Annotated in this window: 9 protein-coding genes, 1 pseudogene and 1 CRISPR repeat array; of the genes and pseudogenes, 4 read left to right on the top strand and 6 right to left on the bottom strand. The window is 60.7% G+C overall.

Annotation, left to right across the window (positions count from 1 at the left end):
- Window positions 1-58 precede the first annotated feature (58 nt).
- Window positions 59-697: direct repeats of the CRISPR family, unit length 29 nt; unit sequence CGGCTCATCCCCGTGCATACGGGGAATAC.
- 96 nt (window positions 698-793) lie between these two features.
- From HMPREF2779_RS08685 to HMPREF2779_RS08665, 5 genes are all read right to left on the bottom strand, one after another.
- A complete protein-coding gene (locus HMPREF2779_RS08685) occupies window positions 794-2,512 on the bottom strand; it encodes an RNA-guided endonuclease InsQ/TnpB family protein (protein WP_158676590.1) in 1,719 nt (572 codons plus the stop codon).
- 349 nt (window positions 2,513-2,861) lie between these two features.
- Entirely contained in the window at window positions 2,862-3,950 is a 1,089-nt protein-coding gene (locus HMPREF2779_RS08680; protein WP_105361323.1) for a diacylglycerol/lipid kinase family protein, read from the bottom strand.
- A gap of 77 nt (window positions 3,951-4,027) precedes the next feature.
- A complete protein-coding gene (gene serS, locus HMPREF2779_RS08675) occupies window positions 4,028-5,338 on the bottom strand; it encodes a serine--tRNA ligase (RefSeq protein WP_070686078.1) in 1,311 nt (436 codons plus the stop codon).
- Window positions 5,339-5,432: 94 nt separating this feature from the next.
- Window positions 5,433-6,380 carry a prephenate dehydratase gene (gene pheA / locus HMPREF2779_RS08670; RefSeq protein WP_070686076.1) on the bottom strand — a complete coding sequence of 316 codons (948 nt, stop codon included), beginning with the start codon at window positions 6,378-6,380 and terminating at the stop codon, window positions 5,433-5,435.
- A gap of 151 nt (window positions 6,381-6,531) precedes the next feature.
- On the bottom strand, window positions 6,532-7,419 hold the full coding sequence (locus HMPREF2779_RS08665; RefSeq protein WP_070686074.1) for a spermidine synthase: 888 nt from the start codon (window positions 7,417-7,419) through the stop codon (window positions 6,532-6,534).
- Between the two features lie 92 nt (window positions 7,420-7,511).
- On the opposite strand from HMPREF2779_RS08665, the gene HMPREF2779_RS08660 reads away from it, so the two are divergent.
- Together HMPREF2779_RS08660 and pta are read left to right on the top strand one after the other, a co-directional pair.
- The gene (locus HMPREF2779_RS08660; protein WP_105361322.1) at window positions 7,512-8,135 is read left to right on the top strand and encodes a GNAT family N-acetyltransferase; all 624 of its coding nucleotides are present in this window, start codon (window positions 7,512-7,514) and stop codon (window positions 8,133-8,135) included.
- A 192-nt stretch (window positions 8,136-8,327) separates the two neighbouring features.
- The gene (gene pta, locus HMPREF2779_RS08655; protein ID WP_070686070.1) at window positions 8,328-10,418 is read left to right on the top strand and encodes a phosphate acetyltransferase; all 2,091 of its coding nucleotides are present in this window, start codon (window positions 8,328-8,330) and stop codon (window positions 10,416-10,418) included.
- A gap of 151 nt (window positions 10,419-10,569) precedes the next feature.
- Here the strand turns inward: pta and HMPREF2779_RS08650 are convergent, their stop codons facing one another.
- Window positions 10,570-11,019 (bottom strand): hypothetical protein, encoded by a 450-nt coding sequence (locus HMPREF2779_RS08650; RefSeq protein ID WP_105361321.1) that lies wholly within the window; start codon window positions 11,017-11,019, stop codon window positions 10,570-10,572.
- Window positions 11,020-11,357: 338 nt separating this feature from the next.
- Here HMPREF2779_RS08650 and HMPREF2779_RS08645 point away from each other — a divergent pair, with 338 nt between their 5' ends.
- Complete coding sequence (locus tag HMPREF2779_RS08645) at window positions 11,358-14,585, top strand: DEAD/DEAH box helicase (RefSeq protein WP_105361320.1); 3,228 nt, start codon at window positions 11,358-11,360, stop codon at window positions 14,583-14,585.
- A 558-nt stretch (window positions 14,586-15,143) separates the two neighbouring features.
- Window positions 15,144-15,424 (top strand): annotated as a pseudogene (locus HMPREF2779_RS08640) (DUF6318 family protein); the annotation flags it as partial.

Below are 15,424 nucleotides of genomic sequence, written 5' to 3'. Positions count from 1 at the left end.
CTCATCCCCGTGCATACGGGAAATACGTGGTGCTAAAATCACTCATTGTGACGCCTAACGGCTCATCCCCGTGCATACGGGGAATACGGTGGCTTCTAGCTTGTTGCATCGCGCGTCATCGGCTCATCCCCGTGCATACGGGGAATACGTGCCTGCTGTGCTTGGTCAAAGGCTTTGATGCGGCTCATCCCCGTGCATACGGGGAATACATGGAGGGTGGCGGGGGTGTGGGTGTATCTGGCGGCTCATCCCCGTGCATACGGGGAATACGGGGGTGGGTGTATGGCCTGTCGGGTGGGTTCCGGCTCATCCCCGTGCATACGGGGAATACGAAGGCGAAGAAGCAGGATATGTACAAGGTGACGGCTCATCCCCGTGCATACGGGGAATACCATGAAGTTCTCTCTTTCAAATAGATCGAATACGGCTCATCCCCGTGCATACGGGGAATACACTGCTGCTGCGATGGTGGCGGCGGGTACCTTCGGCTCATCCCCGTGCATACGGGGAATACTGCCAAATCTCAGTCGTGGTGTAGGAATAATCCGGCTCATCCCCGTGCATACGGGGAATACGGGCTGGGGCTGTACTGTGCGGTAATAGTAAACGGCTCATCCCCGTGCATACGGGGAATACGATAAGGTGAAAACTCGCTGGTGACGAAAACGCGGCTCATCCCCGTGCATACGGGGAATACACTTAGCCACAAGGCACGATACCCAGCCAAAGACCAAAAAATATTCAGTTTCCACACGTATACACATATAAAGGGGATGAGTAGACGATTACTCGCCTACGGTGACCCGCCGCCAGAAGCGGCGGGCCTTGACACATCCAACGCCACATCCCCCAATACCACCGAACCGGCAGCATCAGAGTCAGTAGCTCCGCGTCCGTTTAGACTCTCCCCCGTGCCGGGGGCGAGTTGCGCCTCATACATCCGTACAGCCTCCGCGCGAATATTTCGTGCCGCGTTCACGTCACGATCAATCCGCGCACCGCAGGCTGCGCACTCAAAGACACGCACATGGAGTCCGAGCTTGGTTTTCGCTCGTGCTCCGCAGGCGCTACACGTCTGAGAGGATGCAAAGAAGCGGTCAATAATCTGTACCTGCGAGCCGTACCAGCTGGCCTTATACTCCAGCTGACGGCGTAGCGTACCAAAAGCGGCATCCAGAATGGACCGGTTAAGCCCAGCCTTCTGGCGCACATTTTTACCCGGTGCCTTGATGGTACCGGCAGCTGAGGCGGTCATACCCGCTACAGCCAAGTCTTCAAGCCCGATGAGGGTGTACCCGGTGGCCAGGCGCTTAGAAACCTGATGTAGACCGGATTCACGGCGCAAGGCTACCAGGTGGTGGTGCCGTGCAATCTGCCGGACCAAGCGGGCACGACGGTTAGATCCCTTCTGTGCGCGCGCGAGGGCACGCTGCAGGCGTACCAGGCGCTTCTCGGCGGTACGTGCCCAGCGGGGGTTAGCCAAGGTAGGCGCACCGTTATCGGTGAACTCTAAGGAAGGGTACTGTGCGAAGCGCTGCGGTGCCTGCTCGTCAGAGAGCGCGGCGAGGTAGCGCACGCCCAGGTCTACGCCGACAGCGCCAGCGGAACGCTGGGCACGGGTGGGGGTCGCCGGGGTGCGGGACAGCTTAACGAGGATGGAGACGTACCAGCGGTTGGCGGCACGGGAGACAGTGTAGGATTTGACATTCGCGCCAGCACGCACGGCCTTCACCAGCGGCTTCGTAGTGTTGTGAGTGCGGATAACGCCCAGGTGTGAGAGGCGTACGTGGCGGTAGTCCTCAATGGTCGGGGCGGTCTTGATGCCGCGACGCTTCAGCTGTGCCGTGCGGCGCGCAAATTCAGGTGTGCCCTTCTTGTAGGGGGTGCCGTAGGCTCCGACCTCGTCATTATTCGGGTCGCGGTCGACAGTAAAAGAGTCGCGGCTGACACCTTTACGCTTGCGACGAGGGACACCCATTCGGGCGCCGGCACGCAGGTGCATAAGGGATTCTTTGTAGTTTTTCCAAGCTTTTCCAGCATTCAGCAGACCCGAATCGAGCACTCGGCTATTAATGCTATGTAGCCATGGCTCGGAATACCGTTCGGTCTCGGGCCAGACAACAGCGGGGTCGGCGCCGGCAGCAATGGCTTTGCTTGCAGCGCGGTGCCGCTTGATTTCAGGAGTCAGGTATAGCTGCCTGTAACCAGGCACATACTCGTTGCCAGTTTTATAGCCAGCTTTATAGAGGATCTGATAAGCAGGGTCTTTCTCACGTAGTTTCTTAAGCTCGCCGTTGATCGTCTCGTGATCTGCACCTTCGGCGGCACGGGTTCTCCGATATTCCTGTTTGTTGTGGAGGATTTGAAGGTTATAAGTGGTGAGGAGGTTGTACGTGTGGCGTGCTGCGCCTACACATCGCATCAGCTCTGTTTTTTGTGCTTGGTTGGGGTCGAGGCGGAATTTGTAGGCACGGTACAGGACACCATCGTCGGTGCTGGTTTTCTCAGCCATGGCTTTTCCTCCTCTTCTGCGAGATATAGGGATAACCTGTTTGGAAATCTCTTGTAATGACCATAGGGGATACCCCTGACAAGATAAGGGGGTATTTTGGGGTAGCCAAGAATATTTTGAAAATAAATTCGCCCACAGCCACAGAACCGATACGTGGGACTTTTGTTGAGGTGTAGCGTCTAGAAACGAGGACTGTTCCGGGGTATTCGGGCGTCGGAGGTTGCCACCCTGAATATGGGAATGACGAGAAAAATAGTGTAAAAAACCGCGATTTTTTTCATAATCCAGGTCACATATAGGTGATTCGGGGGTGGTGCCAGCCTCTCCCTCAGCACCTTCACTACGCCCGCTAGAGCACCTCAGGGTGGACCGCCACCTCCACGGCAGCAGGCAGCACCCGTGCACTAATGCGGTACGCCGACGGTGCCGGGTCACCATCCACCTCAACCGGCTGCGCACCATCCGGGAACTCCAACACCACCTCAGACCCCACCAGGTGGCGAATCACCGGCAGCTCAATACGCGGCGAACCCAAAATCGTGCGGCGCGTAACCTTCGCCATCAGCAGCCCCCACTCCACCAGGTCACGCGGCGACGCCACAATCACCTCAAGATTACCGTCATTCACATCCGTCATATCCGCCAGACGAATACCACCCTGCAGGCGGCCACAATTCGCGATCAGCACCGACCGCATCGGCAGAGTACTAGGCTCCCCACCGTCCACGCTAATACGCACCGGATGCGACCTGCCCAGCATGTGCTTCATGCCGGACTGCACGTACGCGACCCAACCGAACTTCGCCTTAATCTCCTCGTTCGTATCATTCATGACAAGCGCGTCAAAGCCGGCACCACTCATCACAAAGAACGTGTGTTCGGTTTCTTCGCCGGGGGTGCTCGTCGTCGTCATCTCAATCGCATCAACGGCCTGACCTGCACCGTTGAGCGCAATATTCACGCACGCCGCCACGTCACTCACCGGGATGTACAGGTTACGTGCCAGCAGGTTACCGGTACCCATCGGCAGAATACCCAGACGCGGCTTGCGCCCCTCATGATGCGCCAGCGCCGCCGCCACAGCACGCACCGTACCGTCACCACCGGCAGCAATCAGCAGGTCAACACCCTCAGCAATCAGCTCGCGGGCAGCCTCAGAACCGGGCTCGTCCACACGGGTGGTGCGCACCAGCGGCTGCGGGTGGCCGTTCGCCGCGAGGATACGTTCCAGAATCTCGATGGCCGCCGCGGCGCCGGGTTTACTCGGGTTGTACACCACGCCCACGCGCTGCGCCTCACCGGTGGGCAGGGTCGGCAGAACACCGAAGGGCGCACCCAGTTCGATAGCGCGTCGGCGCGCTTCACGGCGGGCACGAGTGACGGAGGCGGTCAGAGCCGCCGCCGCAGAAACACCAAGGAGTTTACGGTAAAGAGGCATAGTTCTTAGACTACCGGGATACGCGAAAACCCGCCCACCGTTTACGCGGTGAGCGGGTTTTTCAGCTGGTTGTGAGATTACTCAGCAGCTACTGCCGGGATGACCTCGGCGCCACCCATGTACGGGCGCAGCGCCTCCGGGATACGCACGGAGCCGTCTGCCTGCTGGTGAGTCTCCAGGATGGCAACCATCCAGCGAGTCGTCGCCAGGGTGCCGTTCAGGGTCGCTACGGAGCGGGTGCGGCCCTTACGCACGTTGCCTGCCTCGTCCACGGTGTCCGGGGTGCGCTCGCGGATGTTCAGGCGGCGCGCCTGGTAGGTGGTGCAGTTCGAGGTGGAGGTCAGCTCGCGGTAGGTGCCCTGGGTGGGGACCCACGCCTCGCAGTCGAACTTGCGGGCTGCGGAGGTGCCCAGGTCGCCTGCGGCGGTGTCAATCACGCGGTATGCGAGGCCGCAGCGCTGCAGCATTTCCTCTTCGAGGGACAGCAGCTTCTCGTGCATCTCTTCTGCCTGCTCGACGGGGCAGTAGACGAACATTTCAGCCTTGTTGAACTGGTGCACGCGAATGATGCCGCGGGTGTCCTTACCTGCGGAGCCTGCCTCGCGGCGGTAGCAGGAGGACCAGCCCAGGTACTTCTTCGCGCCCTTCTCGAAGTCGAGAATTTCGTCGGTGTGGTAGCCGGCGAGCGCCACCTCGGAGGTGCCGACCAAGTACAGGTCGTCGCGTTCGAGGCGGTAGATTTCGTCGTCGTGCTTGACGTTGAAGCCGGTGCCGTTCATGATTTCGGGGCGTACCAGGGTGGGGGTGGTCATCATGGTGAAGCCATGCTCGGTTGCGAGGTCGAGCGCCATCCACATGAGTGCCTGCTCCAAGCGTGCTACCTGGCCCTTGAGGAAGTAGAAGCGTGCGCCGGAGACCTTCGCGCCGCGTGCCATGTCGATGCCGTCGACGAGTTCGCCGATTTCGAGGTGGTCGCGCGGTTCGAAGCCGTCAGCGGTGAAGTCGCGGGGGGTGCCGACTTCCTTGACGACTACGTAGTCGTCTTCGCCGCCGACGGGTACGCCGTCGATGATGAGGTTTTCGATGCTGCTGATCAGTTCCTCGTATTCGGCGGTTTTCGCTTCGGAGGCTACCTTTGCTTCGTTGACGCGGGCTGCCAGTTCCTTCGCCTGTGCGACGAGGGCGGGCTTTTCTTCCTTGGGTGCCTTTGCGACGGTCTTGCCGAAGGCGTTCTGTTCGGCGCGCAGGGTCTCGTATTCGCCGATGAGTGCGCGGCGTGCGGTGTCGGCTTCGAGGATGCGGTCGACGTGGGTTTCGTCCTTGCCGCGTGCTCGCTGGGAGGCGCGGAAGACGTCGGGGTTTTCGCGGAGGAGGTTAATATCAATCACTGTTTTATCCTACCTAATCTTGCGGTGGGTTGTGGGCGGGGTTTGCACTGGTGGGGCGCGGGTAGGTGCGGGGGGGGTATCTAGTGGCGGCCGGCTAGTGGCGCTGCAGCTGTGCGGGGCGGCCGTTCGGGAAGAGCGACTCGACCCATTCGTGTGCGGCGTCGAAGGAGCCGTCGGAGTGGATGCTGTCGACTTCGGTGTTTTCGTGGTCGGCGCGCGGGTAGGAGCCGAGGAATTTCAGCGTCGGGGAGACGCGGTGCAGGCCGCGCAGGGCGTCGCGCATGCGTGCCTCGTAGATGTGGCCGTCGGCGTCGATGCTGAACGAGTAGGAGCCCATGCCTTCGCCGGTGGGGCGCGATTCGATGCGGGAGAGGTTCACGCCGCGTACGGAGAACTGTTCAAGCAGTTCGAGCAGGGCGCCTGCGCGGTTGGTGGGCAGCGGCACTGTCAGGGTGGTCTTGTCGGAGCCGGTCGGTTCGGGGATGTCGGCGGTGCGGGAGAGCAGCACGAAGCGGGTTACGGCGTTCTTGTTGTCGCCGATGTTGTCCTGCAGTACGTGCAGTTCCGGGTGGTAGTTCAGCAGCGCCGGGGAGCAGATTGCCGCATCGTAGGTGCAGCCCTCTTCGAGCAGGCCGACAGCCGCCGCGGCGGTGGAGGAGCCGGGCAGGTACGCCGCGGCGGGTACGTTATCCTGCGCCCAGCCGCGCACCTGCGCCCAGGCGTGCGAGTGGGTGGAGATAGTCTTAACGTCTTCAATGCTGATGGGCTTCGCGGCGACCAGCACGAAGCGGATCGGTACGAGCACCTCGCGGATAATGCGTACACCCTCGCTGGCTGCGATAGCGTCCAGGGTGGCGCTCACGCCGCCCTCCACGGAGTTTTCGATGGGCACCATGGCGGCGTCCACCTCGCCCGCGTTCAGGCGTGCGAGCGCGTCGGGCACGCTGGTGGCGGGGATGCGTTCGGCGCCGGATGCGCCGGGGACGCTCAGCAGGGCGGATTCGGTGAAGGTGCCGGAGGGGCCAAGGTAGGTGTATCGCATGCCACTATAGTAGCGTCTGCCCTGGAGGGGGCGCCGAATTGGGCCATAGGTTACGGTCTTTGGCGGTAGTTAAAAGCCCCCACCAAAGTCGCTAACCTATGGTCGAAAAATTTAAGTCATTACCGAAAGACCTAAGTCACGGCCGGAACCGCTACCTCACGAACTGGCGCACCCGCGCGGTGTCCCAGTACTGGGCGGGCACGCCTCCACCCATGAGCTCACGGGCGATAGCGGCAGCCTGCACGGAGCCAGCCTCCGGCAGGGGCGCGTGCGAACCGGCGATAATGACGTTGCCGCGGCGGCGGCCCTTCAACATTGCCGAATCCGCCACAATGCACACGTACTCGAACACCTCAAGCAGGGCGGACGCCTCAGCACGGGCACCGGTCAGTGCCGGCCCGTCGCCGCAGTTCAGGATGTACAGGCCACCGGGTGCCAGCGACTCGGCGACGGTGCGGGTGAACTCGACGGTGGTAAGCGCCTCGGGCGTGGTGTCCCCGGCGAACACGTCACGAATCAGCACATCGCGGGATGCGGGCGCGAAGGTCGCGGTGACGGCACCCGCCTCGCCCACGCGAATCTTCACGCGCGGCGCCTTGGGGATGTCGAACCAGGCGCGCACATACTCGGCGAGCTTGGCATCCAGCTCAACGACGGTGTTGCGGCTGGTCGGGTACAGGTCAGCGAAATAGCGCGCCATCGAGCACGCGCCGCCGCCCAGGTGGGTGATGCGCAGCTTCGCGGCGTCCAGATGCTCCTCCACGTGCGAGGAGACGACCGCCGCGATCCAGCGCATGTACTCAAAATCCAGCTGGCGGGGCTCACCCACAATCACGTGGGAAGACTGCACACCATTAATAAGTAGCAGCCAGCCGTCGGCATGGTAGCCGTCAGGGACCAGCTCCGCCTCACCCGTAGAAATCGGGTACACGCCAGCGGCGGCACCCTGCACGGGGGTGCTCTCGGTATCGTCGATGCGGTTCTTCTGCTGCTTCTGCGCCTTTTGGGTCTTCTTGGGTGCCCTGCTCTTTTTCGCCATACCCACTAGACTAGCCGACAGCCCTCACGCCCCTAGCGTACGCATCCGCAAGGAACCGCCTCCATAGGGGTCGGCTGAGTAGACTAGAACCCATGGGATTTGTATGTCAGGGCCGCTACGCGCTCGCACCAATTGAACCGACCGACGCCGAAAAATACGTCAACCTGCAGCTGGACTGCATGGAGCAAACCTACGACCCGATCTACTTCGACGCGCTCGGGGAAAGCTTCACCGCCCGCCACCGCGCCGAACGCAACGAATACCTCGAAGACTTCCACCGCCACCTCTCCTCCCCCACCGTACGCGGCTTCTTCGCCTACGACGTACCCGGCTGGACCCCCGACGGCGGGCTCTCCTGCTCCATCGGCGCACGCATCGACTGGGATAAGCCGGTCGGCCTGGCGCTCTCCCTGTGCGAACCCTCCTCCTGGGAACTCGAACGCGCCGACAACCTCCCCGAACTGCCCGCAGGCACCCGCAAACTCGCGCACCTGTACACCCTCAACCACACGCACGGCACCGGGCTCGGTCAGGCACTCTACGAATCCGTCATCTACCCGGATGAAAACTCCTACCTGTGGGTTATGGCAGAAAACGAACGAGCGCTCTCCTTCTACGAGCGGCTCGGCTACCAGCGCAACAGCATCGAATTTGAGGCACGCGGCATCTGGGCGCCCGGCCACAGCGTACGGTACGCGCGCATCCTCAACCCCTAAACGACACACCCAAACAGGGAAACAGCCCGCCCACATGACGCAGCGCACCGCACACCCTGTTAGGCGCCACCCCCACAACGCCTTAAGATAGAAGAGACCTATAAGCTCGACGCACCCGCGCACAGGAGCACATACACCCCTGCGCAACCGCGGGACCCAGCGCCGAACATCGCATAGAAGGACAGTAAAACAATGACCACCGGTCTTTACCTCTCCGCTATGTCCCAGAACTCGGGCAAGTCCCTCGTAGCCCTGGGTCTAGCAGACTCCCTCATCAAGCGCGCAGACCGCGTCGGCTTCTTCCGCCCCGTCTTCGACGGCGCAACCATCGCCGACGACCCCATGGCACGCCTCATCCGTGAACACTTCGGCCTGACTGAAGAGCAGGTCGGCGGCGCAGTCTCCATGACCGACGCACTCGCACTCATCGCAGAAGGCGACACCGAAGAAATCTCCGCACGTGCGGTCTCCGCCTACGAGAAGGTCGCTGCAAACAGCGACGTCGTAATCGTCGACGGCGTCTACCTGCCCGCCAACGCGCTCGCAGTCGAATTCGACCTGAACGTCCAGATTGCACGCGACCTGGGCCTGCCCGTCGTCGCTATCGTCGGCGCACAGGAAGCAACCGTCGAGGAAGCAGTCACCGCCGTTGACGTGGCACGCACCGAGCTGCTCGCCTCCAAGGCAGACCTGCTCGCCATCATCGTCGGCCGCGCAGAACCCGAACTGCGCGAAGAAATCGAGAACTCCGTCAAGCGCGGCGACGCAAACCTGCCCGTCTACGTACTGCCCGAAATCCCCGAACTGACCGCACCCACCGTCGGTGAAGTTGCCGAAGCCCTCAAGCTCGACACCGAAGGCATCAAGGCAGAAGACCTCAGCCGCGACATCCACGGCATCAAGGTCGCAGCAATGAACGTCTCCAACTTCCTCAACCAGTTCGTCGACGGCGACTTCGTTATCGTCCCCGGCGACCGTGCAGACATCGTCGCAGCAACCCTCGCATCCGCACTGGCACCGACCTTCCCCGCACCCTCCGGCGTGCTGCTCACCGGCGGCCTGGACTCACTGCCCGGCAAGAACACCGCAGTCGGCTCCCTCATCGACAACGCACCGTTCCCCGTGCTGTCCACCACCAAGGACACCTTCAAGTCCGCACGCGCAGTCTCCCGCGTCCGCGGCACCCTCGAAAGCGGCCACCAGCGCAAGCTCGCAGCAGCAATGGGCGGCTGGGACGAGCACGTCAACAAGGACGAACTGCTCGCACGCCTCGAAATTGAGCGCCCCGCATCCATGACCCCGCTGCGCTTCCTGCACAACCTCATCGAGACCGCACGCGCAAACCGCCGCTCCGTGGTCCTGCCTGAGGGTTACGACGTGCGAATCCTGCGTGCATCCGAAATCATTGCACGCCGCGACTTCTGCGACCTGATCCTGCTTGGCAACCCCGCCAAGATCGCAGAGATTTGCCAGGCCGAAGGTATCGAACTGCCCAGCTCGATTCGCATCATCGACATCGAAAACAACGAGTACACCGAAGACTTCGCAGCAACCTACGCTGAGCTGCGTGCGCACAAGGGCGTCACCATTGAGGCTGCTCGCGAGCGCATGACCGACCCCTCGTACTTCGGCACCATGCTCGTCTACAAGGGCATCGCCGACGGCATGGTTTCCGGTGCTGTGAACACCACCGCGAACACTATCCGCCCCTCGCTCGAGTTCATCAAGACCCGCCCCGGCACCAAGATCGTCTCCTCCGTCTTCCTCATGCTGATGGAAGACCGCGTTCTGGTCTACGGCGACTGCGCAGTGAACCCGAACCCCAACGCAGAGCAGCTCGCCGACATCGCGAAGGCATCCGCAGAGACTGCACGCCAGTTCGGCGTGACCCCCAAGGTTGCTATGCTGTCCTACTCGACCGGCACCTCCGGCGCTGGCGCAGACGTGGACGTTGTGCGTGAGGCAACCGAGCTCGTGCGCGCATCGAACCCCGACTTCGCGGTCGAGGGCCCGATCCAGTACGACGCTGCTTCGAACATGTCCATTGCGTCGACCAAGCTGCCCGGCAGCGAGGTTGCTGGTCAGGCTACCGTGTTCGTCTTCCCCGACCTGAACACCGGTAACAACACCTACAAGGCTGTTCAGCAGTCTTCGGGTGCTGCCGCTGTGGGCCCGGTTCTGCAGGGTCTGCGTAAGCCCGTGAACGACCTGTCGCGCGGTACCACCGTTGAGGACATCATCAACACCGTTGCGATCACCGCAATTCAGGCGCAGAGCCTGTAAGGTGCACAGGGCGCTGTAGTGTGAAGGCTGCGGCGTTCCGTTGATATAGAAATCTCCCGCACTGGGCGGGGCATGCCTTGGAGGTGTGCTCCACCCGGTGCGGGAGATTTTTTGTAATTACAGGGATTTTTTTTGGGGGCCGCTCCCCCGGTTAGTCTTTGCGGCGGTCGGGATATGCTCGGTCGAGGCGCACATAGTTAATCACGCCAAGAACAGCCATACCCACGGCGGTCAGAACCGAGTCGAGGGCGGGCGGGAAAAGCCAGGTGAGCCCCGCCTCCACGGTGTAAGCGATGAGGCGGTAGGCAAGGTAGGCACACGCCGCCACGAAGAGCGCGTAGGCGACGATGATGCCGACCGCGCGGGGCTCGTAGCCTTCTCGCCGGGCACGGAGGGCGGCACCCAGCGCGTTACCCAGATACAGGACGAGAGCACCGACGACGACAGCCGCAGTGAGGGCACCGTCAAGGAGCGTGCGCGGGGTCAGCGGTGCGGTGCCTGCCTCATAGAAGAGGTTGAGGATGCGCACCGCGGCGTAGGCGTAGCAGAAGATGACTGCCGCACGGATGGTGAGGGGGAGGTTGGTCCAGAAGGTTTTCATGCGGCCCCTTTCGAGGTGGAGGGCGGGCTTCTGTCTGAGTGTTACCCCAAGGATACCTAAGAACGCCGGTGTGTGATGCGAATCAATAGCGTTTGGGCTGGTGTGTTCTGCGTGCGGGGCGGGTGTTTGGTGCGCTGAGTATAATCGCCGAGAAGCCACATGTGTTTCGAAAAGCAACATATTACGTGGCTTCTCGAAACACATGTGGCTTTTTAAGGAGGGATGCATGCAGGAGCCGCCCGATTTTTTGTAATTACAGAATTTCGCCGCCCCCCCTACCCCGTGAGCCGGTGACCGCCCAGGCAGCGGCAAACCGCCCGGGCTGCTAGGCTGCTGCTATGACCACGACTGATGAAACTCTCCCCCTGGGACTCTACGAACACCTCAAGAGCGCATCGCTCATGGGCCGCACCATCCCCGAAGGCGCACAATGGCAGGAAGAAATCCTCCAAAAGGACGACTACAACATCCCCGAACTGCTCACCCAGTTCTTCGCCACCCAGCTGGCCCCCGCCCTCGAAAGCCTCAAAACCCCCGCAGACCAGGTGGAACTCATCAACCGCATGATGGAGCTCCTGCCGCAGGATGCCGAAGAGCAGAACGATTCGTTGCTGACCGATGACGACAGCAACGTAATTCAGATGCGCGAGCTCGCCCTCACTGACGCAAAAACTACGCGCCCCGATATTCCTCTGAGCGACGTTGCTCTGATGACGAATACTTCTAAAGACCTGAATCTCAATACTGAAATTCAGAAAGAATTAGAAAGTGCAGACCGCGTAGATTTGCTCTGCTCATTTCTTAAAATGTCCGGCGTTAATAGTTTGAGTGAGCAGCTTAAAGCTATTAAAAATCGCGGTATTCCTTTCCGCATTATTACCACCACCTACATGGGCGCAACCGACCGCAAGGCTATTGACCGCCTCGTTGAAGAGTACGGTGCCGAGGTAAAAATCAGTTACCAGGGCGACAGCACCCGCCTGCACGCGAAGGCTTGGCTGTTCCACCGCAATACCGGCATGTCCACCGGCTATGTGGGCAGCTCGAACCTGTCCAGTGCCGCACTCACTGACGGACTGGAGTGGAATGTTCGCATCTCCAGCCCGATTACGCCCGGCCTAATCCGCCAGTTTGAAGGCCTGTTTGAAAGCTACTGGAAGAGCGGTGATTTCACCTCTTACACCGCCTCTGACAAGGAGAAGCAGGAGCTCGACACCGCCCTAGCCAAGGCCGATATTACCGGCCGTAAAAGCAAGGGCCTGGAGTACGATATCGACTCGTCCCTGCTGGATGTGCACCCGTTCCCGCATCAGGCGCGCATGCTCGAAGAAATGCAGAACGCTCGTTCTAAGGGCCGCCACCGTAACCTCGCCGTGGCCGCAACCGGCACCGGCAAAACCGTGTTCTCGGCTCTCGACTACAGGCGCCTCTGCGAGCAGTACGGCAAAAAGCTGAAGCTGCTTTTCATTGCACACCGAAAAGAAATCCTTGACCAGGCGCGCCGCACTTTCGGCGACGTCATGCTTAAAGGTAATTTCGGTGAGCTCCTGACCGGCGGCAAAAAGCCCGAATATAATGAGGCTGTTTTTGCGACCGTTCAAACGTTGTCAGGTGCCGCCCTCGAAAGTTACGCGCCGGACTATTTCGACGTCATCATCATGGACGAATGCCACCACATTAAGGCCGCCAGCTGGGACAAAGTTTTCAACTATTTTGAGCCCCGTGAATTTATCGGCCTGACCGCAACCCCCGAGCGAGAAGACGGGGTAAACATCGCCGACAAGTACTTTGACGGTTACGTGGCAACCTCAATCCGCCTATGGGACGCACTCGAAGACCACCTCCTCGTACCCTTCCAGTACTTCGGTATTGCCGACGGCACCGACCTGCGCCGCATCAACGTTCGGGGTGGCCGGTACGACGAAAACGCCCTGGAGAACCTGTACACCAAGGGCGAAGCTGAACGCCGCCTGCGCATCATCGTGGAGGAGCTACGCGAGAAGGTCGACAACCCCCTACGCATGAAGGCACTCGGGTTCTGCGTGAGCGTGAAGCACGCCGAATACATGGCGCAGAAATTCAACGAGGTGGGTATTCCTGCCGACTTCTTGGTCGGTACAGATTCCGCCGAGCGTCGCGCCGAGGTCATGAAGAACCTTGCAGACGAAGCGCACGAGCTGACCACGATCTTCACCGTGGACCTGTTCAACGAGGGCGTCGACATTCCGAGCGTCGATACCCTCCTGATGCTGCGCCCCACCCAGTCGCTCACCCTCTTCCTGCAGCAGCTGGGCCGCGGCCTGCGCCGTGCGCCGTTGAAGTCTGTTCTGACGGTCCTCGACTTCGTGGGACACCAGAACAAGAACTTCATGGTTCACCACAAGTACCGCGCCTTTGTACGACAGGGCACCCTGACCGAGCAGGATATTGAGAGCCCCGAGCTGCCGGCTGGCTGCCACTTCCACCTGGACGAGATGACTCAGAAGCAGGTCATCAAGAAGATTCGCGAGTCCCTACGCATGAACCAGAGCGCCCTCATCGACACCGCAAAGAGCTACCTGGAAGATATGCGCCGAAACTCCACGGACCTCGATATTCGCCCCACCGTCATTGACTTCATCAACCGCTACGGGTTGGGACTGCCGCAGATTTACGGCCGCAACAGCAAGGTGACCCTGCCCGGTGTCACTAAGCCCGTCGCAACGACCTGGACCAGCCTCCTGGCCACGAGTGAACTGTACCCCGACCTGGTGGTTCCCTTCCAGGACAACGTGGCCGTCGAGACGAATAAGCGCGTCAAGGCACTCACGCACGTGCACGACACGTTCCGCATTAACGCATACCTGGAGCTACTGAACACGGACATCCTAGAGCAGGACATGACCGATGAACAGCGCCGCCACGCATGGATGCTTCTGTTCTCCATCTGGCCGAAGGCCAAGTGGGACGGTTCCTCTGAGAAGTTCAGCCTCGACGAGGGCCTGGCAACTCTGCGTAAGAACCGCGGCATGCTGCAGGAGATGGAGAGCGTCTGGAACTTTAACGCCGGTACGGATACCACCTCCACCCTGCCGCTCTTTGAGGGTGAAGGCGTCCCCCTGCGCACTCACGCCCTCTACTCCCGCGAGGAACTATTCGCCGGACTGGGCGGCCAGGAGGAGAACTTCAAAGTACCCGGCGGCGTGGTCAACGGTGTTGTACCCTTCGACCCGACGAACACCACCGCGCTACTGGTGACGCTGGAGAAATCTGAGAAGCACTTCTCCCCGGCCACCATGTACAAGGACTACGCCATCAGCACTGACGAGTTCGCATGGGATTCACAGAGCGCGACAACCCCCGAAAGTCCGACGGGTCAGCTCTTCCAACACCACGAGGAGCGGGGCCGACGCATCGTGCTCTTCGCCCGCCAGCACAGGGAGAATAGGCTCGGCCCCGAACCCTACATGTGCCTGGGCACCGTGAAATACATTTCTCACGAGGGCTCCAAGCCGATGCATATTCGCTGGTCGTTGGACCGGCCGATGCCGGCGTCCATGTTCCAGATCGCGAAGATTGCCTCGTAGGTCGTAAATAACCGCAGCAGGCGGCCCCGAATGTGTGTGCATCCGGGGCCGCTCTGTTTTTTAGACCGAGGTTTTCGATAGGTTAGTGCCTTCACCGTGGGTCTTTAACCCGCAGTGAAGACACTAACCTATCGACGAAAAGGCAAGGCATAACCCATAACCAGCTCTCATCTACCTGGCGCAGCCGGAGATTCGGTCATGGGTTACGGATTTATGCCATAGGTTAGTGTCTTTCGTCGTAGTTAAAAACCATGGCAGAAGACGTTAAACCATGGCACAAATTCTGCAGAAGCGGCACCTCCGCGGGTGCAGAGATATTTGATGCATAAAGCATTGAGAAGCCCGAATAATGACCAACCACCGCCACCACCCTCAAAAGAATGCAAACGACGGCAAACATGCGGTAGGGTGGTAACTGTAGTACTCAATAGCGCACCGATGCGCTTGTTGGGCGCACTACGGGGCTGTTTTCCTTCCGGCAGTCAGCTTGACCTCTGAATAACCGCCCGACTAGTAACTAAACAACACACCATCACCGACGATAGGAGCGTATCTTCTATGGATTCGACCATTTTCAACCGCCGCACTCTGCTGGGCAGCGGCGCACTTGTGGGCCTTGGCGCCCTGCTTGCGGCGTGCGGCCAGCAGGCAAATAACGAGGCGACTGCCACCTCCTCGGCCGCACCGAGCGAGTCGGCTTCGGCTTCTGCGGCGGCATCTGAGTCACCTTCGGCAAGCGCTACTCCGTCTACTGTCCGAGGCTATTCGGGCGGCTCGAAGGCGCCTAACGGGGAGTACCGCCCGGCGGATAAGTACGGTCCGGCGCAGAATGTGCCCAA

Origin of the sequence: Rothia sp. HMSC069C03 (genome assembly GCF_001811075.1) — a bacterium.
GTDB lineage: Bacteria > Actinomycetota > Actinomycetes > Actinomycetales > Micrococcaceae > Rothia > Rothia mucilaginosa.
This window is presented reverse-complemented; position numbering and strand designations above follow the sequence as displayed.